The sequence below is a fragment of the Nocardia sp. NPDC059691 genome (assembly GCF_042733915.1).
GTDB classification, from domain to species: Bacteria; Actinomycetota; Actinomycetes; order Mycobacteriales; family Mycobacteriaceae; genus Nocardia; species Nocardia sichangensis.
Map to the genome: position 1 here is coordinate 16,964 of NZ_JBHWFB010000027.1, position 20,159 is coordinate 37,122.

Consider the following 20,159-nt stretch of genomic DNA (forward strand, 5'->3'; position numbering starts at 1 on the left):
GGCGACCACCAGCGGGCTCGTACCGGCCAACCGCGCCGGCGCCTGCACCGGGATCTCCACACCGTTCACAACGACACCGCCTCGTAGAGTTTGCCGATTTCATCGTGGCCGAGTACGCGCAGCGTGCCGGGCCGTTGGTCGCCCAGCGCGACCGGGCCGATATGAGTGCGGACCAGCCGGATGACCGGATGACCCACCGCGTCGAGCAGGCGGCGCACGATGTGCTTGCGCCCTTCGTGCAACACCACCTTCACCAGAGAACGTCCCTCCCCCAGCTCGAGCACCTGGAAACGGTCCACCTTGGCGGGACCGTCCTCCAGCTCCAGGCCTTCCTTCAACCGCTTGCCGACCGCGCGATTGTTGACCTCGCCGTGCACCGTCGCCAGATAGGTCTTGGAGACCTCGAAGGACGGGTGCATCAGCCGATGCGCCAGATCGCCGTCGTTGGTGAGCAGCAGCAGGCCCTCGGTGTCGGCGTCGAGTCGCCCGACATGGAACAGCCGCTGACCCGCGGCGATACGCTCGGCCACGATGTCACCGACGCAGGGGCGCCCCAGATCGTCGGACATGGTGGACTGCCAGCCCTTGGGCTTGTTCAGCGCGACGTGCACCAGTTCCTCGCGCACCACCACGCGCGTGCCGTCGACGCGCACCACCGCGTGCTGTGGGTCGATGCGCAGGCCCTGCTCGCGCACGATCATGCCGTCGACCTCGACGCGGCCCTGCGCGATCATCTCCTCGGCGGCCCGGCGCGAGGCCACGCCCGCCTTGGCGAGAACCTTCTGCAACCGCTCCCCCTCGCCCCACGGGAGCTTGGTGTGCCCGCCGGACGAGTCCGGCTCCACGTTCTGGTGGCGCGCGGGCTTGGCGTTGCTCAGCAGCGGCGGCGGCGCGACCTGCCGCTGCGGCTTGGGCTTCTTCTTGCTCGCGGCCGTGTGCCGCTGCGGGTTCGGAACCGGAGCGGATCCGCGTCGGTCCGCTCGGCCCCCGCCGCCCTGCTGGGCGCCGCGGGCGGCGATACCCCGTTGGGCCGAACGAGCGTCGCGTGAGCACGAGTTGCGGCTCGCGCCGCCTCGTTCGGGCTGTGCGCCGCGTTTCCTACGATCCGGTGTGCCATCTCGGCGAGCGGGCGTATTCATGGTGTCCTGTCATTCTTCGGTGCCGAGGTCCAAATCGGCCTCGGCGGGTTTCCTCAACCTGGTGTACCGGGGGTCCGTCTCCAGGCTCTCGTTGATCTCGTCGATCAGGTCGACGCCCGGAAGCAGGGGCGCCAGGGGTGGCAGATCGCTCAGCGAAGCGAGTCCGATCCGTTCCAGGAACAGCTCGGTGGTGCGGTACAGCGTCCCGTTGGTCTCCGGGTCCACGCCTGCCTCGGCGATCAGACCCCTGGCCAGCAGGGTGCGCATCACCCCGTCGACGTTCACGCCACGCACCGCGCTGACCCTGGTCCTGGTCACCGGCTGACGGTATGCCACCACCGCCAGCGTCTCCAAGGCCGCCCGGGTCAGTTTCGATCGGGAGCCGTCGAGCAGCATCCGCTCCACATACGGCGCGTACTCGCTGCGAGTATAGAAGCGCCAGCCGTCACCGACGAAACGCAGATCTATCCCACTGGATCGCGCCGACAGCTCAGCGGACATTTCACGCAGGGCCCGCTCGACGCGTTCGGCGCTGTCGCCCAGTGCGGCCGCGAGCTGGTCTACCGGCGCGGGAACGTCCACGACCAGCAGCATGGCCTCCAGCGCCGAACGGAAATCGGCGTCCGCGAGCGGTTCGGGGGTGAGTTCCACCACTGCCTCACTCACGACCGCGCCTCACCGGAATTCGCCTCCGCCGTGCGCGAACGCGCGCTGTGCTCGCTCACCCGTAGTCCTCCTCGATAGTCACGGTGTCCACCTGTTGCGCGGCCTCGTCGCCGATCCAGCTGACCGCCAAGGGACCGAGCGGATCGGGCTGATCGAACTCGATCGTCTTGCCGCGATACAGCTCGAGCAGCGCCAGGAAGCGGGCGACGATCTGCACCGGTACCTCGCAGTCGGCGACCAGCTCGCCGAAGGATGTCCACGCACCCGCACCACGCTGTTTGAGCCGCTCCAGCACCAGTGCCGCCTGCTCGGCCACCGAGATCGCGTGCGTGTGCAAGTGGTCGAGCCCGACCTTGGGTACCGGACGGGGCCGGAAGGCCGCCGCGGCGATCGCGGCGAACTCGGCCGCCCCGACACCAAGCCTAACCTCGGGCAGCAGACCGGCGTAGCGCTCCTCCAGGCCGACCGCGCGCGGATAGCGGCGCAGCGCGGCCGCCTCCAGTTCGCCGAGCAGTTCGGCGACCTGCTTGAACGCGCGATACTGCAGCAGCCGGGCGAACAGCAGGTCGCGCGCCTCGAGCAGTTCCAGGTCCTCGGCGTCGGTCATCTCGCCGGACGGCAGCAGGCGCGCCGCCTTCAGATCGAGCAACGTGGCGGCGACGACCAGGAATTCCGTGGTCTGGTCCAGGATCTTGTCCGCGCGCAAGGTGTTCTGCCGCGCCATGTTCGCGGTCAGCGCCTTGGTGTAGGCGATGAACTCGTCGGTGACCTTGTGCAACGCCACCTCGGTGACGTCCAGCTTGCGCGAACTGATCAGGGTGAGCAGCAGGTCGAACGGCCCCTCGAAGTTGCTCAGGCGCAGCCGGAATCCGGACGCGTGCGGCTCGGCCGTCGGCTGTTCTTTCGCCTCCGGCGTGCCGGGCGAGGGATCGGATGCGTCCGATGTGTCCGGCGGAAAGCCAGAGGCGTCCGAACCGCCGGGCGTAGCCGACGGACGGCCACGTGCATCCGGCACGTCTGACGAACGGCCCGGTGCGTCCGGCACGTCAGCGGGCCGATCGCCCACTGTCTCGGAGTCCTCCCGCGCGACATCCTCGGTGGGCTGCGTGGATGGTTTCGGAGACGGTTCGTCCGCGCTGTCCCGTGCCGGGGAGGCCTCCGCCTCCGGTGCGGGCCGGGGCGTGGCGCCTCCGACGACGGCCGGGTTCGCGCGCCGGGGGGCAGCGTCCCGGCCTGCGGCGATGAAGGCGGCGGCGGCGTTGCCGAGTGCGGGACCCTGCCCAGGGCCGGCTGGGTCCGGCCCACGAGAATCGGACGCGCGGTCGTCCGGCGTGGGTGTCGATCCCGCCGCGGAAGACCCTTGGCCGGGCGGGTTGTGGTGGGACGCAGACGAAGGGTCCGAGTGGCCGGTCACCGGCCGGATCGGTGGATGACTTCCCGAGCCATCGACCGATACGCCTCGGCGCCACTGGATTTCGGCGCCCACGTGGTGATCGGCTCGCCCGCGACGCTGGCGTCCGGGAAACGGACGGTGCGCGCGATGGCGGTGTCGTAGACCAGGTCACCGAACACCTCGACGACCCGCGCCATGACCTGGCGGGAATGCAGCAGTCGAGAGTCGAACATGGTGACCACTATTCCGTACAGGCTCAACCGCGGATTCAACCGGTCCCGCACCTTCTCGACGGTGTCGTTGAGCAGCGCGAGCCCGCGCAGCGAGAAGTACTCGCATTCCATCGGGATGATCACGCCGTCCGAGCAGGCCAAGGCGTTGACCGTGAGCAGACCGAGCGAAGGCTGGCAGTCGATGAGGATGTAGTCGTAGCGGTTGCGGATCGGCTCCAGCGCGCGGCCGAGCGACTGTTCCCGGCCCACTTCGTTGACCAACTGGATCTCGGCGGCGGAAAGGTCGATATTGCTTGGCAGCAGGTCCATGTTCGGGACCCTGGTCTGCATCAGCACGTCGTCGATCGACACCTTGGAACCGATGAGCAGGTTGTGCACGGTCAGGTCGAGATCGTGGTGGGCGACGCCGAGACCCGCCGACAGCGCGCCCTGCGGGTCCAGGTCGACGAGCAGGACGCGACGGCCGTATTCGGCCAGTGCGGCACCGAGATTGATGGTGGAGGTGGTCTTGCCGACGCCGCCCTTCTGGTTGCACATGGCCACGATCAGCGCGTCACCGTGCTGGCCGACCGGCGGCGGGTCCGGCACCAGCCGCAACGGCCGTCCGGTCGGGCCGAGCGTCGCGTCCTCCGGGACCGGCTCCACTCCATGGCCCCACAGCGTTTCCGCCGCGGCGTCCGAGTACGGACCCGGTCGCGAGCCCGTAAGCGGCTCCGCCCCAGCACCCATCGGCGGCTCTGCCGCGCCGGCTGTCGTCACGATCCGCTGCTCCTTATACGTCCTTGCCGGTTGCCTCGCCGAGCGTAGCGAGGCCGATCGGTGCCGACCTCGCTTTCGTGCGGTCCAGCTCTCGATAGACGCTACCGCTTGACGGCACTCGAGTGCCGCGCCTGCGCGCGGCGTGTTCGTGCCGCGCTGGTCAGCGCCATTGCGGTCCGCCATCGAAATGAACGTCGAACCGGTCGTGCAACTCGTTCATGCTGTCCCAGTCCGCCTCCCCGCGTGCGATCCGGCCGAGTTGCCGGAAGTACTCGAAGCGGACGATACCGGGTGTGAGCACAGCCAGAAACTCGGCGGGCCCTTCGGCGGTGGCCCCGAAGGCGTGCACCGTGCCCGGCGGAACCACCACCAGACCACCTTCGCTCACCGCGGTCCTGGCGCCGTCGACGAGAAAATCCATTGTGCCGCCCAGCACATAGAAGATCTCGGTCGACTTCGTGTGATGATGCGGCCGGGTGCCGTCCGCACCCGCGGCCAGGGTCAGCCGATTGGCGCCGAAGAGCCCTTCGGAGTTCTCGCTGTCCTCCAACAGCCGGAAGGAGCCGCCGCCGGGCAGCGGAATCGCCTCGACATCGGACTCGTGGACGATGAAAGACTTTGCCATGCAATTCACCTCGCGTTGTGGTCGGGAACCGAGCCGTCGGTGTCAGCACCGCGCTCACCCGGCGGACCAGCACAACCGGACTGCAGTCCACTTTGTTCCGTCACATCGCGCACGCGGAGTTCCCGACCGCGCAACGGATTACCGGGCGCGCGGATGCGCGGTGGCCCAGACCTCGCGCAGGGTGTTGACCGTCACCAAGGTGTAGATCTGGGTCGTGGTCACCGAGGCGTGGCCCAGCAATTCCTGCACCACTCGCACATCGGCGCCGCCGTCGAGCAGATGGGTGGCGAAGGAATGGCGCAGGGTGTGCGGTGACACCGCCGCCGCGATGCCCGCGCGTTCGGCGGCGGTGTGCAAGACCTGCCAGGCACTCTGCCGGGACAGCCGGGCGCCGCGTACGTTCAGGAACAGGGCTCCCGCGTTGGCTTTTCCGCGTGCGGCGAGCACGGGCCTTCCCCGCACCAGATACGCGTCCACGGCGGCGAGCGCGGGCCGCCCGATCGGCACAAGACGCTGTTTCCCGCCCTTGCCGCGCAGGACGACCGCCCGTTCCTCGATGTCGAGATCATCGACGTCCAGCCCGACCGTTTCCGAGATCCTGGCGCCGGTGGAATACAGCAATTCCAGCAGCGCTCGGTCACGCAGGCCGCGTGGTCCGCCGTCTACGCCCGCAGCGGGATCGCCTTGCCCGCCGCCCGCCGCCTCCAGCAGTTTCAGCACCTGGTCGTAGGGCAGCGCCTTGGGCAACCTGCGCCCCGGCGCGGGCGGCTTCACCGCGTGCGCCACATCGGTGTCGGTCAAACCCTCCGCGGCGGCGAAGCGATGCCAGCCGCGCACCGCGATCAGCGCGCGGGCCACCGAACTCGCCGCCAGCGGCGGGTGGCCGGGACCGCCCGAGCGCAGCGCCATGGTGAACTCCGCGACGTCGGACTCGTCGACCCGGTCGAGCGAGCCGATGCCGCGCCCGGTCAGGAAGTCCAGATACCGACCGAGATCACGCCGGTAGGCGTTCAGGGTGTTGGGCGCGACGCCGCGCTCGACGGTGAGGTGGTCGAGATAGGTGTCGAGCTCGCGACCGAGCACCTCCGGTCAGTCTTCGGACTTCTGGGCCGCCTTGCGGCGGAGGAAATTCGTCGGCTGCCCGTCCCATGGCGCGTCCGGCGGCCGCGGTTCGATGCCGTCCGCCCGCGCGGCCGCCAGCGCGAGCACGCCGGCGACCGCGGTGGCGTTGACGATCTCCCCGCTCAACGCCGCGCGGACCGCCGCGTCGACCGGCATGCGGACCACTTCCAGGTCCGCCTCCTCGAATTCCGGTTCCGGACGATCGGTTTCGTACAACCCGCGAGCCAGGTAGATCCGCAACGCTTCGTCGGTGAACCCGGGCGAGAGCGCCACGTCCACCAGGACCGCCCATTCCCGGGCGGCCAGCCCGGTCTCCTCGGCCAGCTCACGACGCGCCGCGAGCAGCGGGTCCTCCCCGGGCACGTCGAGCAAACCGGCGGGCAGTTCGAGCAGCCGCCTGCCGATCGGATGACGGTACTGGTTGATCAGCACCACGTTGCCGTCGTCGTCGATCGCGGCGACCGCGACGGCGCCGTGGTGCTCGATCACCTCGCGCTCGACGACCCGGCCACCCGGCATCCGCACCTGGTCGAGCCGCAACGCGAGGATCGCGCCGCTGTAGACGGTTCTGCTGGATTCGATCTCGAAGTCGTGGCTGCCCGGCTCGGCAGCGCCCCCGTTGGTCATGCCACTATGCCTGTTCCGCCGCACCCGCCAGTTCTTCGCCCGGAATGTCCACCGGAAGGCGTTCGGCCGCTTTGTATTTCAGCGCCGCCGAGATGAGCGCCGCGAACAGCGGATGCGGGCGGGTCGGCCGGCTCTTCAATTCAGGGTGCGCCTGCGTGGCGACGAAGAACGGATGCACGTCGGCGGGCAGCTCGACGAACTCGACCAGGTGCCCGTCCGGCGAGGTGCCGCTGAACTTCAAGCCGCTCTCGGCGACCTTGTCGCGATAGGCGTTGTTCACCTCGTAACGGTGGCGATGACGCTCGGAGACGTGCTCGCTGCCGTAGGCCTGGGCGACGACCGAGCCCTTCTCCAGGGTCGCCGGGTAGGCGCCGAGCCGCATGGTGCCCCCCAGGTCGGCCTCACCTGCCACGGCCTGCTCCTGGTCGGCCATGGTGGAGATGACGGGGTGCGGCGTGTCCGGTTCGAATTCGGCCGAGTTGGCCTCCGCCAGCCCCACCGTGCGCGCCGCCTCGATCACGACGCACTGCAATCCGAGACACAAGCCGAGCAGCGGAATGCCGCGGGTACGCGCGTAGTGGATCGCGCCGACCTTGCCCTCGATGCCGCGGATGCCGAAGCCGCCGGGAATCAGCACGGCGTCCACGTCGCGCAGCGCGTGCTGCGCGCCCGCGGGAGTCTCGCACTCGTCGGAGGGCACCCAGCGGATGTTCACCTTGGCCCGCGAGGCGAACCCGCCCGCGCGCAGCGCCTCGGTGACCGAGAGGTACGCGTCGGGCAGATCGACGTACTTACCGACCAGCGCGACCTCGACCGTCTCGCGCGGCGCGTGCACCCGGTCGAGCAGGTCGCCCCATACCGTCCAGTCCACGTCGCGGAACGGCAGGCCCAGCCTGCGCACCACGTAGGCGTCCAGGCCCTCCCGGTGCAGCACCCGCGGGATGTCGTAGATCGACCGCGCGTCCGGCGTGGAGATGCAGGCGTCGACCTCGACGTCGCACATCAGCGCGATCTTGCTCTTCAGCCCTTGCGGGACCTCACGGTCGCAGCGCAGGATCAGCGCGTCGGGCTGGATGCCGATATTGCGCAGCGCCGCCACCGAGTGCTGGGTCGGCTTGGTCTTCAGCTCCCCGGAGGGCGCCAGGTAGGGCACCAGCGAGACGTGCAGGAAGAAGACGTTGTCCCGGCCGACGTCGTGGCGGATCTGGCGGGCGGCCTCCAGGAACGGCTGCGACTCGATGTCGCCGACGGTGCCGCCGATCTCGGTGATCACCACGTCCGGCGTCTGGCCCTGCAGATCCGGGCCGCGCATCGCGAGGATCCGGCTCTTGATCTCGTCGGTGATGTGCGGGATCACCTGCACCGTGTCGCCGAGATACTCGCCGCGGCGCTCCTTGGCGATGACCGACGAATAGATTTGCCCGGTGGTCACGTTCGCGTCGCGGGACAGGTCCCGGTCGAGGAAGCGCTCGTAGTGGCCGACGTCCAGGTCGGTCTCCGCGCCGTCCTCCGTCACGAACACCTCGCCGTGCTGGAAGGGGTTCATCGTGCCGGGATCGACGTTCAGATACGGGTCGAGTTTCTGCATCGTGACGCGCAGCCCACGCGCCGTCAGCAGCTGACCGAGGCTGGAGGCGGTAAGACCTTTACCCAATGAGGAGGCGACACCACCGCTGACGAAGATGTGCTTCGTGTCCGTTCGCGCCTGAATCCGTGTTTGACCCACGGGTCTTCACGGTAACACGAATCCGCCCGTCCGTTCGAATGCCACGCGCGTTTGCCCGCCGATCGCGGGACATCGATCAGAGCCCGCGCGGCCGGACTGTGGGGCGCGTCTCGTCGCGGTCGCCGACGTGCGGAGGAAGCGGGTGCCGCGACGCCCGTGATAGCGATCGATCCGGTCCCGGCGCGCGCATCCTCCAGTTGCCCGACGGCAGTCTTCCGGCTGGTCAGCCAGGCACGACGGCCAGTGTGAGCGAGGCGGCCTTGGCGCCGGTGCCGTATCGTCCGGCGCCCCCGTTGAGCTGTTCGGTGAGCGCGAGCGCGGTCGTGACCCGGCCGAGCTCGCGCTCGACATTGTCGACGGTGCTCACCTGCGCCGCGAGCGCCGCGTCGGAGCGGACCACGGCGATCGGCCCCTGCCCGTCGGCGGCGCCCGCGCGACCGGCGAGCACCACTCCCGCACCCCGGCCGCGCAGAGCGCCCGCGAAGCGCGCGGTATTCGAGCCGACGCCGTCCCGGGCCGCGGCGGCGCCATCGCCGGTGATCACGACCGCGAGCTGCGCGGGTCGCACCGGCGTGTCGCCGTAGGCGAGGAAGCCGCCGCCGCGCAGGGTCTCCAGCACCAGCCCGAGTTCCTCCGGGGTGCTCCGGGTTTGCCCGTTGGCCGGATCGAGCAGCAGTACCAGGCCGAGCAGATCACCGGCCATGCTGCCCTGGTCCACCGCGCCGGTACGCAGCTGCGCCCCGGCCGGGATGACGTTCGTGACGGCCGTGCGCATCCGATCGCCTTCGCTGCCGTCGGCGAACGCCTCGGTGAGCGCGATCCGTCCCGTGACGCCCGCGCCCGCGGCCGCGAGCGCTCTGGTCACCGCGTCGACGTCCCCGGGATCGGCGTCCGGGGTCGTGAACACGACGACACTGCGGTCGGCCAGCGCACCGCCGAGAATGCGGCCCGACGAACCGGCGATGAACCGGTCGGCGGCCGAGGTCTGCTCATCGAGCAGGCGGTTCCGCTCGGTCAGTGCGTCGACCTGCTGCCGCAGGTCGGCCTTGTCCGCCCGCAAGCCCGACAGCAGATCCGCCGCGAGCGTCTGGGATCCGAGCACCACACCGATCGCGAGCGCGAGAAAGATCGCGACGATCGAGATGGCGTGCTGGCGCATCGAAATCATCGTTCTCCTCAGAATTCTCGAGCTCCGACTTGCCCCTGCGCCCACCGCGCGAAGCGGTTCCAGTTGTCCACACCCCAGTCCAGGACGTCGCCACCGCTGTTGGACGCCAGCAACACGACGATCACCGCGACCAGCGCGGCGAGCACCACCAGCGCGACGGCGACTCCGGACACGCGGTTGCGGTACAAGGTGGCCACCGCCTTGGCGTCCATCAGCTTCGTGCCCACCTTGAGCCGAGTCAGGAAGGTGGCCGGATTGCTGTCGCGGCGGCCCCGGTCGAAGAAGTCGTCGAGCGAGGCGGGCGCTCCCGCGGTGACGATCAGCGCGGCTTCGTGATGCTCGGCCAGCAGCAGCGCAAGATCGGCGGGCGAACCGGAAGACGGGAAGGTCGTCGCGCCGATGCCGAGGTCCTGGATGCGTTCGAGGCCCTTGGCGTGGCCATCGGTGTCGGCGGGCAGGATCACCTCGGCGCCGCACTTCATCGTCGCGGTGGTGATCTCCTCCGGATCGCCCACGATGACGTCGGGCCGGTATCCACGCCTGCGCAGGGTGTCCGCGCCGCGCCCCACCCCGATCAGGATGGGGGCGTATTCCTTGATGAACGGCTTGAGCCGTTGTAGATCCTCCGCGTGGTCCGGTCCGTCGGCGACGACCACCACGTGCCGTTGCTTCATCACCAGATCCAGTTCCGGGACGCCGAACCCGTCGATGAGCAGCGCGCTCTCGGTCCGGATGAACTCGATGGTGTTGCCCGCGAAGGCCTCGAGGTGATCGGCCAGACCGTTGCGCGCCTCGATCATCCGCTCCGCGATGGCAGGCCCGGTGAGCTCGATGCCCTCGACGAGCACCTCGGGTTCCTTCTTGATCAGCCGATCGGCGTAGACCACGCCACCGTCGACGCGGACCTTGACACCGTCTTTGATCCGCTTGAACGCATCCGAACTCACCGTGTCCAGCAGCAGGATCCCGTGGGACACGAGCGCCTCGGGGCCCAGGTTGGGGTAACGGCCGGAGATGGACGGCGAGGTATTGATCACCGCGCCGACGCGTGCCTCGACCAGCCGGTCGGCGGTCATCCGATCGAGGTCCATCTCGTCGAGGACGACGATGTCGCCCGGCCCGACCCGGCCGAGCAGCCGCCGGGTGTCGCGATCCACCCGGGCCGTCCCGATCAGACCAGGAAGCGTTTCGGTGTTTCTCGACAACAGCGCCGGCATCTTCATGCAGCGATGATGACCGCAAACCCTCAACCATTGGTGGAGGCGCGCCGTCTCACGCAGCCCCATTCGGTATCACGCTATGCACTGGCAATTCCTCAGCCGACCGCACTGCCTTCACTCGGCTCACCGAGCGATCCCTGCATTTGTGCAGCAAGGCGGCGAATTACCCACAAACTACCGAAGGCAGGTCAGCAGGTAATCCCCACAAGCGACCCCAATCAGCAATCGAGTTGCGAATCCCGCTTCGAGTCACACTGATTGCGCGACACAGTGCGCTTTCAATACATAGCGAATAGCTCGCTACTCATCACTGGAAGCGATCTGGTGCGGAGCGACGTCGACAGCACGCGAGGACTCACCGCGCCCATCGCTGCGGCGGAGTTCGCGCCTCGATCACCGGTCAGCACCACTTCGCCTGCGGACGGCACACAGTCCAGCCACTGCCGTCCGGGCGTTGTGTGCGGGACCAGGCCGTTTCGCCGGAGCCGTCGCTCGCACCACTTTCGTCGGGTCGCGGCATGTTCTGCCGGTGATACTCACGCAGGGCATGCTGATGCTCGTTCTGTCGCAGCGGATTCGGGTCGGAGTGTCGGTATCCGAACGGATCGATCTTGTGCCACCCCGTCGAGTCGCCGTGCGAACCCGAACGCCCTGAGTGATCGGAGCGCGACAAGGACTCCGCGGCAGCGCCGCCCGCCGCGGCGACCGTTCCGGCGGCGAGACCGGCGACGAGCAGGGCGAATGCGCCCTTCTTCGGCCTTTCCCGGCCACCTCCGGTCGCCGAGCCGCGACGACCCGGTTCCCCCGTCGCGATCGTCACCGTAAGAACACTGCGCATGATGGCCCCTTTGCCTCGGCGCTTCCCATATTCAGCGGAATTCACCCGCCGTTCACTTACTGACTTCAATAGTAGATTACTAAACGGACATTACGGACACGGATTCGCTCGACATCTACACCAGACGCGAAAATCCTTGATACACAACCCTCTGATCGCAGCGGACTACCCATCGCTCCGGGGCCACCCTCGGGTTCGGCAACCAAGATCCGCATCCGTGACTAGACATTTCACGGACCTCACCAGTAGATCTGACCGGTTATGCGCTCGACGCCCGTCGTCACAGCGCATCGACTCGGACACTTCGCGCCCCCGGCGGCAGCGGCGCGGAACACCGGCCACCCGAACGGCTCGCCGCCGATTGTGATGCGGACGACACGATCACCGAGCCGCGCCCGCTGTACCTATATGCTGCCCGTCACACGTAACTGGAAGAGGAGAATTCATGGCCAGCACCACCGTCGACGCCGTCATCGCCGCCCCGCGTGAGGTCGTGTACCGGCTCTTCGCCGACCGCGAGAGCATAAGCCCCTACATTCCGGTGCAGGTCAAGCTGGTCAAACCCGGCCTGACCGAGCGGGAGGGCGTCGGCGCGCAACACCTGATCGGCCTCGGCCCGGTCGGTGTCACGGAGGAGATCACCAAGCTCGTGCCAGGTGAGCGAATGGAGTACAAGATCGTCAAGGGCGCGCCGGTGAAGCGGCACGTCGGCATCGTCACCTTCGCCGACGCCGACAACGGCACTCTCGTCTCCTACACGATGGAGTCCGATCCGTCGCTTCCGGTGCCGGCCAAGGTGCTCGAGTTCGGTTTGAAGAACCTGATCGGCCAGTTCATCAAAGGCGCGCAGAAAGCGGTGCGCTGACCCGCGCGCTCAGCGCGTGGCCACCTCGGCGCCCGCTTTCTCGGCGCGCGCCGTCGCCAGCAGTTCCTCCGCGTGTGCCCGGCCGGTCTCGGTGTCGTCGAGACCGGCCAGCATGCGCGCCAGCTCCACCACCCGCTCGTCGTTGGTGAGCGCACGGACGCCACTGTTGACAGTGCCCTTGCCGTCGTCGGATTTGTCGACCACCAGGTGGGTGTCGGCGAACGCCGCCACCTGCGGCAGATGGGTCACCACGATCACCTGGTGGGTACGCGCCAGCCGGGCCAGCCTGCGGCCGATCTCCACCGCGGCTCGCCCGCCGACGCCCGCGTCGACCTCGTCGAACACCATCGTCGCTCCATGCTCGGACCCAGCGAGCACCACCTCCAGCGCCAGCATCACCCGGGACAGCTCACCGCCGGACGCGCTCTTGCTCAACGGCAACGACTGCGCGCCCGAATGCGCGGCCAGCCGGAACTCGGCCTCATCGACGCCTGTGGACCCCGCGTGCAATTCCTTGCCGTCGACAGTGAGCGGCGCCGAGTCCTGCGCGCCCGCGAGCATCGGCCGCACCTCGACCTCCAGACGCGCCTTGCCCATGGCGAGACCACCCAGCTCGGCACTCACCGCGGTCGCGAGCTTGCCCGCCGCCTTGGTCCGCGCGGCGCTCAACTTCTTCGCCGCCTCCCGCACCCGTTCCGCGGCGGTGTCCACCTCGGCGGCCAGCTTGGCCAGCGCCTCCTCGGAAACGTCCAGCGAGCCGAGCCGGGTGCGCGCCTCCTGCGCCCAAGCCAGTACGCCATCGATGTCCGGCGCGTACTTCCGGGTCAGCGTCTTCAATTCCGCCTGGCGGGTGAGCAGCGAATCCAGCGCACCCGGATCCGAAGGCAGATCCGAGAGATACCCGCTCAGCTCGGTGGTCACGTCGACCACCACGGCGATGGCGTCGGCCAGGCGCGGCGCGAGCGCGACCAGCGCCGGATCGTCGGCGGCTTCGATGCGGGCGCGCGCGGCGCCGAGCGCCTCCAGCGCGCCGGAACCGTCCTCGGGCGCGTCGGCAGGCCCGGCCAGCGCGCCGTGCGCGGTGGCCGCCGCCTCCCGCAGCGAGTCCAGATCGCTGAGCCTGCGCACCTCGTCGACGATGCGCGCGTCTTCGCCGGGTTCCGGCGCGATGGCGTCGATTTCGTTCAACGAGTGCTCGAGTCGCTCGGCCTCGAGCGCCAGTTCCCGGCTGCGAGCGGTCCGTTCGAGCAGTTCGGTTCTTGCGTCGAGCCACGATCGGCGCAGCACCTGGTATTTCCGCAGCAGCGCACCCACCGCGTCGCCCGCGAACCGGTCCAGTGCGGACAACTGCTGGTCGGGGCGCTGCAAACGCAGCTGATCGTTCTGCCCGTGCACGGTCAGCAGGGGGGCGGTGAAATCGGCCAGCACCGAGGCCGGGACGCCGCGGCCACCGAGATGCGCACGCGAGCGACCGTCGCTGCCGACCGTGCGGATCGCGATGACGCTGCCGTCGTCGTCCTGCTCGGCCGCGGCCGCCTCCAGTACCTGCGCGACCTCCGCGCGGGCGGCGTCGTTGACATCGTCGATGGTGAACCGGCCCTCGACCACGGCACGGGACGCGCCGAGCCGGACCCGGCCCGCGTCCGCGCGCGCACCGCTGAGCAGATGCAGGCTGGTCACCACCATCGTCTTGCCCGCGCCGGTCTCGCCGGTCAGGCAGGTCAGTCCCGCGTGGAACTGCGCGGTCGCCGTGGAAATGACGCCAAGCCCGTCAATCCTGATCTCTGTCAGCACTTGTGCTCTCCGTTCGCCGTCGGCCACGCCAGCCTGTCACGGGCAATTGGAACTTGCGCACCATCCGGTCGGCGAACGGTGCGGAGTCCAGCCGCACCCAGCGCACCGGTCGAGCGCCGCGAACCGCTTCGACCCGTCCACCGCTGGGCAGTGCGAGCGTGCGCCTGCCGTCCAGGAAAACTATCGCATCGTGTCCGGTCGCCACGGACTCGACCGCGATCCGGGAATCCGGGCTGGTCACCAGCGGTCGCGCGAACAGGGCATGGGCATTGCTCGGAATCACCAGCAACGCTTCGAGTTCCGGCCACACCACCGGGCCGCCCGCGGAGAAGGCGTAGGCGGTCGACCCGGTCGGTGTGGAGATGAGGATGCCGTCACAGCCGAACGACGAGACCGGGCGCCCGTCGACTTCCAGCACCACTTCCAGAACTCCCATGCGCGAAGCGTTCTCGATGCTCGCCTCGTTCAGCGCCCATCCGCTGTCGACGACCTCGTCCTCGATCCGCACGGTGACGTCGATGGTCATTCGGTGCTCGATCGTGTAATCACGCCGGACCACCTGCGCGAGCGCCTCGTCCAAGTGCTCGGCCTCGGCTTCGGTGAGAAAACCGATGCGGCCGAGATTGATCCCGAGCACCGGCACCCCGGCCGGGCGCGCCAACTCGGCGGCACGCAGGAACGTACCGTCGCCGCCGAGCACGAGCACCATCTCGCAGCCGACCGCCGCCTCCGCGCTGTGCTCGACCACGCGCACCGGAAAACCGCCCGGCTCGGACTCGAACCGCGTGCTGTCCGCTTCGTCGGCGAGTACACGCAGGCAGATGCCCGCGTCGGCGAAGATCTTCGCCACCCGGTGGGCGGTTTCGATGATCTCCGCGCGACCGGGATGCGACACCAGCAAGATCTCCCGGCCGCAGGGCTCGGCCAGCGCGTTCACTGTGGACCCTCCTCAACCGCACGCTCGACCAGCGCGGCGACCTGCTCACCGTCGTATTCGAACGGCCCGTCGTTACGCAACCACAAGAAGTATTCGACATTGCCGGACGGGCCCGGCAGCGGGCTCGCCACGACACCGGCGGTACGCATGCCCAGTTCCGCGGCCGCGGCCGCCACCGTGCGCACCGCCTCGGCGCGCAACGCGGGATCACGCACCACACCGCCCGAACCGACCCGCTCCTTGCCGACTTCGAACTGCGGTTTCACCATGGGCAGCAGGTCGGCGCCCGGCGCGGCGCACGCGGCCAGCGCGGGCAGCACCAGGCTCAGCGAGATGAACGACAGGTCGCCCACCACCATTTCGACCGTGCCGCCGATGGTTTCGGGCGTCAGGTTGCGCACGTTGGTCCGATCGAACACCCGGACCCGCTCGTCGTTGCGCAGGCGCCAGACCAGCTGGCCGTAGCCGACGTCGACCGCGAGGACCTCCCGCGCTTCCCGTGCCAGCAGCACGTCGGTGAAACCGCCGGTCGAGGCGCCCGCGTCCAGACAGCGCTTACCCGCTACGGACAACCCGTCCTGCTCGAACCGCTCCAGCGCCCCGAGCAGTTTGTGCGCACCGCGCGAGGCCCACGACACCTCGTCGGGCTCGTCGCGGACCACCAGCGGGGTGCCCGTCTCGACGGCGGTCGCCGGCTTCACCGCGACCGTTCCAGCTATCAGGACGCGGCCCGCGCCGATCAGCTCGACCGCGTGTTCTCGCGATCTCGCCAACCCGCGGCGAACCAGTTCCGCGTCCACCCGCGCGCGCCTGGCCACCTCAGATCTTGTCCACCGTGGCCAAGGCCTGTACCAGCACGTCATGTGCCTGCTCCAGGATGCGAGCGCGACGGGTGATGTCGACTCCGGCTTCGGCGCTGTCGGTCGCGACTCCGCTTCGGCCGGGGTAGTCGAGTTCGGCGAGCAGGCTGTCGACCTCGCCGCGGATTCGATCCGGGTCGGCAGGCTCCGGGCGCCCTTGCGCACCCGGCAGGTGCTGACCGGGCAGTGGGGCCCCTGGGCGGGGACCCGGTGCACCGGCGCCCGTACCGGGGCCGTGCGGACGAGGCGTTGGAGTAGTCATCGTGGCGTCAACGCTATCGGATTTCCGAATCGGACGCGCGGACCGTCACAGCTCGCCCCGGGTTGCGCTGAAGCATCTCACCGAGATCGGCTTCCGGCTCGGCGGCAACGACCGCGTGGTTGAGGGCGTCGAGCGAGTCGGCGACATATGTCGGGATCTGCCCGTCCGGGGCTTTCCGGAGTTCGTCCAGCGTGCTGACACCGGTGAGCACAAGCAACGAGTCCAGGCCGACACGGTTGGCGCCCTCGATATCGGTGTCGAGGCGGTCGCCCACCACCAGAGCGGAGCGGGAACCGGCCCGGACGAGCGCGTCCTCCAGCAGCGGCGCATACGGTTTGCCCGCGACGATCGGCTCCCGATCGGAGGCGGCGCGCAACGCCGCGACCATCGCACCGTTACCGGGCGCGAGGCCGCGTTCGTTCGGCAGGGTCCGGTCGGTGTTGGCCGCGATCCACAGTGCGTCCGCGCGCAGGGCGTAGGCGGCTTCGGCGAGGTCCGGCCAAGAAGTGTGGGGTGAATGTCCTTGCACCACAGCGGCGGGCGCGGCCCCGTCGAAGCGCCGGATCGGCCGAAGTCCGACGCCGTCCACCTCGGCGGCCAGGTCGTCGGTGCCGACCACCAGCACGTGCGCACCCGGGTCGAGCCGCTCGGCCAACAGCCGCGCCGCTGCCTGGGCGCTGGTCACCACGTCGTCGGTGGATGCGGGAAACCCGAGTTCGGACAGATGCGCGGCCACCACCTGCGGTCCGCGGCTGGCGTTGTTGGTGACGTACACCAGCCGCTGGTCCGCCTGCCCGTCCGCCGCCAGCGCTTCCGGCGCCCCTTCGATCACCGCGTGACCGCGATACAACGTGCCGTCCAGATCCAGCAGCAGGGCTCGGTAGCGCTCTCGTAGTCGCTTCACACCACTCTCACTCCGTGTCACCGATCGGCGCCGTGCCGACGCATCACCGCCGGACCCGCCGTCCGCCGAGTCCGAGACACCGACACTACGCCAGCGAGCGGACCGGAAAGACGTGGCGTCAGCCACTCCCGTGACGTCGGATCACATACCCCGACGGCGGTTTCCGACCAGCGGCCTCGTCCTCGATACGCCCGCGTCCGCCGGGCAATTCGCTCCGGACTCGGTATCACCGGGAGCGACCCGGACACGGGGGTGAGGTCATGCAGTCGAAATCGCCTCAGCGCGATGCCGACAGGCTGCACACCCCGAAACGATTGAGGTCCGCATGCGCAGTGTTCTTCCGGTGACGATCGCGGCAGGGGGAGCGGGTTGTCGCGGCCCGGCGACCAGAGGCGGCCGGGAAAAGTCGAAGAAGGGGGCGTTCGCGCTGCTCGTCGCCGGAACGGTCGCCGCGTCCGACAGGGGGGCACATTCGAACGGCCCACGATCCGCCTCGACCGGGCCGAGTCCCGGCGACGATCTCGCGGGACCGGCACAGCATGGACAACGCAGCTTCCGTACACCGCAGCGCCTCGGGTCGCCCGTAATCCACGAGATGAGCCTGCCGGTTCTCCGGTCGAGACCGCGCCGCACCCGATCCGCCACGACGGACCGCGGAGGCCCACCCATCTCCGCGGGCCCAGTCACGGCGACGACCTCGCGGGACCGGCACAGCATGGGCAACACAGCTTCCGTACACCGCAGCGCCTCGGGTCGCCCGTAATCCACGAGATGAGCCTGTATGCTCGGCAACTCCGCCATGACGGGCCGTCGAGGGTAGCCCGCCTCCGCGGCTGCGATCGCAGGTTCAGATGTCGGTGTCGCCCGTAAGTTCGGCGGCGCGTTCTTCGGCGTCCGTCTCCGCGTCCAAGTCTGCGGAGGCGGCGTTCAGGAACCAGGTGAGACCCTCGTCGGTTCGGCCGGCGGCGACCAGGGCGTCGGCGTAGGCGTAGAAGAGGCGGGCCGCGGCCGAGCCCGTCCGAGACGGGTCCAGATCAGAGGTCTGCAGGGTCACGACGGCCTGGTCGTACTGGCCCAGGTCCATGCGCGCGCCTGCCACGACGATGCGCAGTTCGGCGGCATCGTCTCCGCGCAGGGCGCGCGCCTCGTCACTGCGACCGAGCTCGATCGCGCGCTCGGGACGCCCCAGGCCGCGCTCGCAGTCGGCCATGACCGCGAGCAGCCCCGAGCCACCGGACATCCGGCGCGCGGTACGCAACTCCGACAAGGCCTCCGCCCATTCACCGGCGTGGTAGGCCACCACTCCCGCGGTCTCGCGCACGACCGCGATCCGCCCGGCACGCTGCCGTGCAGCCCTGGCATGCGCGAGAGCGAGCCCTGGATCGTCATCGAGCAGCCGCACCGCCATCACCAGGTGCCGGGCGACCGTCTCCGCATTGCCTTTGTCCAAGCTGAGCAGATCCCGCCGCACGGCGGAGTCGAGATCGGTCGCTTGCACCTCTTCCGGCAGATCGGGTTCCTCCGGCCGCGGCGGGCGGCGGTCGAGCGAACGGCCTCCGCCGACGCGAGCGCCTTCGCCGCCCCTGCGGCGTTCCTGCGGCGCCTCACCACGCGGTGCCGATGTCTCGCGGCCCACGTCGCGCCGACCTTCCCGGTCCGGTCCCTGGCGACGGCGATCGTCGTCACGGCGCTGGAAACCGGACTCCCCACGCCGTCCGGCGTCGCCGCGATCCTCGAAGTCGCCACGCCGCTTGAACGCACCCCGCTCGCCCGTTTCGCCGCGGCGGGCATCACCTCGATCGCCGAAATCGTCACGGCGACGGTCGGATCCACCGCGCGGGGAATCACCACGACGGAACCCGCCGCGACTTCCCGAATCGCCGCCGGGGCGGAAGCCACCCCGCGATTCATCGCGCCGCTCTTCGGAATCACTCCGGCGTTTGAAGCCACCGCGCTCACCGGAATCCTCGTACCGCTTGGAACCACCGCGGTCGCCCGGACCGCCTCGACCGGCGGCGCCACGGCCCGTGGGCTCGTCCCGGCGCTGGAAACTCCCGCGCCTGGGCGCGTCACCACCGCGACGAAAACCACCGGTGTCACCGGGCCGGTCGCCGGAATCCCGGCGGCCGAATCCACCGCGCTCGCCGCCGCGCTTGTCGTAACCACCGCTGTCCCGGCGACGATCGGACCCGCCGGAATTGTCTCGGCGCTGGAACCCGCCCCGGTCGGACGAACCCTCTCGTGCACCGTAACCGCCCGAATCACCGCGGCGGCCGTAACCGCCGCGTTCCCCGGAGTCACCTCGACGGTTGAATCCCCCACCGCGGCGGCCCGCGTCCTGGCTGTCGCCTCGCCGGCCGGACCCGGAATCGGGAGCGCCGCGCCGGAAGGGCTTCCGATCGTCGTTTTGTTCCGGCACGGTGCTCCCTTTCTGTTTCGAAAAGTCGATATTGCCCACAGATTCAATCACGTACCAACGGTGGGGCGCGGGCACGGCGGCTTCGCCGAAGCTCCATCAGGTGCTCAAACGACGATAGGGGACCCAGAGTCTGGGTCCCCTATCGTGAAAGGATGTTCCGGCGGTGTCCTACTCTCCCACACCCTGTCGAGTGCAGTACCATCGGCGCTGGCAGGCTTAGCTTCCGGGTTCGGAATGGGACCGGGCGTTTCCCCACCGCTATGGCCGCCGTAACTCTATGAAACTATCCACACCCCCAACCCACACCCGAAGGATATGGGACTCCACCACAAGGGACAGAGTGTTTTCGGGGGTATCTGTGTGTTGTTTCAGATACCGCACAGTGGACGCGTAGCAACCTTTGTTGGTAAGTCCTCGGCCGATTAGTACCGGTCACCTCCACACGTTACCGTGCTTCCAGTTCCGGCCTATCAACCCCATGGTCTGTGGGGGGCCTTAACCACTCGAAGGTGGTGAGAAACCTCATCTTGGAACAGGCTTCCCGCTTAGATGCTTTCAGCGGTTATCCCTTCCGAACGTAGCCAACCAGCAGTGCCCTTGGC

The 20,159-nt window shown here is 69.1% G+C and carries 17 protein-coding genes, 2 rRNA genes and 1 pseudogene; 1 reads left to right on the forward strand and 19 read right to left on the reverse strand.

Features of this window, described 5'->3' with window-relative positions; all coding sequences use genetic code 11:
• Positions 1-65: 65 nt before the first annotated feature.
• The 11 genes from ACFV2O_RS36345 to ACFV2O_RS36395 form a co-directional block, all read right to left on the reverse strand.
• Positions 66-1,139 (reverse strand): pseudouridine synthase, encoded by a 1,074-nt coding sequence (locus ACFV2O_RS36345; protein ID WP_379256288.1) that lies wholly within the window; start codon positions 1,137-1,139, stop codon positions 66-68.
• Between the two features lie 9 nt (positions 1,140-1,148).
• Positions 1,149-1,805 carry an SMC-Scp complex subunit ScpB gene (gene scpB, locus ACFV2O_RS36350; RefSeq protein WP_379256290.1) on the reverse strand — a complete coding sequence of 219 codons (657 nt, stop codon included), beginning with the start codon at positions 1,803-1,805 and terminating at the stop codon, positions 1,149-1,151.
• Between the two features lie 55 nt (positions 1,806-1,860).
• Positions 1,861-2,820, reverse strand: coding sequence for a segregation and condensation protein A (locus ACFV2O_RS36355; protein WP_379256291.1), 960 nt, complete (start codon positions 2,818-2,820; stop codon positions 1,861-1,863).
• A 395-nt stretch (positions 2,821-3,215) separates the two neighbouring features.
• On the reverse strand, positions 3,216-4,160 hold the full coding sequence (locus ACFV2O_RS36360) for a ParA family protein (RefSeq protein ID WP_379256306.1): 945 nt from the start codon (positions 4,158-4,160) through the stop codon (positions 3,216-3,218).
• A gap of 190 nt (positions 4,161-4,350) precedes the next feature.
• Positions 4,351-4,815 (reverse strand): cupin domain-containing protein, encoded by a 465-nt coding sequence (locus tag ACFV2O_RS36365; RefSeq protein WP_355080736.1) that lies wholly within the window; start codon positions 4,813-4,815, stop codon positions 4,351-4,353.
• A gap of 138 nt (positions 4,816-4,953) precedes the next feature.
• A complete protein-coding gene (gene xerD / locus ACFV2O_RS36370) occupies positions 4,954-5,898 on the reverse strand; it encodes a site-specific tyrosine recombinase XerD (RefSeq protein WP_355080735.1) in 945 nt (314 codons plus the stop codon).
• 6 nt (positions 5,899-5,904) lie between these two features.
• A complete protein-coding gene (locus ACFV2O_RS36375) occupies positions 5,905-6,564 on the reverse strand; it encodes an NUDIX hydrolase (protein ID WP_355080733.1) in 660 nt (219 codons plus the stop codon).
• A gap of 4 nt (positions 6,565-6,568) precedes the next feature.
• The gene (locus tag ACFV2O_RS36380) at positions 6,569-8,290 is read right to left on the reverse strand and encodes a CTP synthase (protein WP_355080731.1); all 1,722 of its coding nucleotides are present in this window, start codon (positions 8,288-8,290) and stop codon (positions 6,569-6,571) included.
• Between the two features lie 223 nt (positions 8,291-8,513).
• Complete coding sequence (locus tag ACFV2O_RS36385; RefSeq protein WP_379256293.1) at positions 8,514-9,458, reverse strand: copper transporter; 945 nt, start codon at positions 9,456-9,458, stop codon at positions 8,514-8,516.
• An 8-nt stretch (positions 9,459-9,466) separates the two neighbouring features.
• The gene (steA, locus tag ACFV2O_RS36390; RefSeq protein WP_355080727.1) at positions 9,467-10,681 is read right to left on the reverse strand and encodes a putative cytokinetic ring protein SteA; all 1,215 of its coding nucleotides are present in this window, start codon (positions 10,679-10,681) and stop codon (positions 9,467-9,469) included.
• Positions 10,682-11,078: 397 nt separating this feature from the next.
• On the reverse strand, positions 11,079-11,516 hold the full coding sequence (locus ACFV2O_RS36395; protein WP_379256294.1) for a hypothetical protein: 438 nt from the start codon (positions 11,514-11,516) through the stop codon (positions 11,079-11,081).
• A gap of 445 nt (positions 11,517-11,961) precedes the next feature.
• On the opposite strand from ACFV2O_RS36395, the gene ACFV2O_RS36400 reads away from it, so the two are divergent.
• The gene (locus tag ACFV2O_RS36400) at positions 11,962-12,381 is read left to right on the forward strand and encodes an SRPBCC family protein (protein ID WP_379256295.1); all 420 of its coding nucleotides are present in this window, start codon (positions 11,962-11,964) and stop codon (positions 12,379-12,381) included.
• Positions 12,382-12,390: 9 nt separating this feature from the next.
• On the opposite strand, the gene recN is transcribed toward ACFV2O_RS36400, so the two are convergent.
• The 8 genes and pseudogenes from recN to ACFV2O_RS36440 all read right to left on the reverse strand — a co-directional run.
• Entirely contained in the window at positions 12,391-14,175 is a 1,785-nt protein-coding gene (gene recN / locus ACFV2O_RS36405; protein ID WP_379256297.1) for a DNA repair protein RecN, read from the reverse strand.
• Positions 14,153-15,112 (reverse strand): NAD kinase, encoded by a 960-nt coding sequence (locus tag ACFV2O_RS36410; RefSeq protein ID WP_355080722.1) that lies wholly within the window; start codon positions 15,110-15,112, stop codon positions 14,153-14,155. Before ACFV2O_RS36410 ends, recN begins: the two co-directional genes overlap by 23 nt.
• Entirely contained in the window at positions 15,109-15,930 is an 822-nt protein-coding gene (locus ACFV2O_RS36415; protein WP_356969795.1) for a TlyA family RNA methyltransferase, read from the reverse strand. The genes ACFV2O_RS36410 and ACFV2O_RS36415 overlap by 4 nt, the downstream gene beginning before the upstream one ends.
• Position 15,931: 1 nt before the next feature.
• Positions 15,932-16,234 carry a hypothetical protein gene (locus ACFV2O_RS36420; protein WP_379256299.1) on the reverse strand — a complete coding sequence of 101 codons (303 nt, stop codon included), beginning with the start codon at positions 16,232-16,234 and terminating at the stop codon, positions 15,932-15,934.
• Between the two features lie 13 nt (positions 16,235-16,247).
• Positions 16,248-17,138 (reverse strand): HAD-IIA family hydrolase, encoded by an 891-nt coding sequence (locus ACFV2O_RS36425; RefSeq protein WP_379256301.1) that lies wholly within the window; start codon positions 17,136-17,138, stop codon positions 16,248-16,250.
• An 847-nt stretch (positions 17,139-17,985) separates the two neighbouring features.
• A pseudogene (locus ACFV2O_RS36430) lies at positions 17,986-19,050 on the reverse strand (tetratricopeptide repeat protein); the annotation flags it as partial.
• 662 nt (positions 19,051-19,712) lie between these two features.
• Positions 19,713-19,829 (reverse strand): 5S ribosomal RNA (gene rrf / locus ACFV2O_RS36435).
• Positions 19,830-19,959: 130 nt separating this feature from the next.
• A 23S ribosomal RNA gene (locus ACFV2O_RS36440) occupies positions 19,960-20,159 on the reverse strand; the annotation flags it as partial.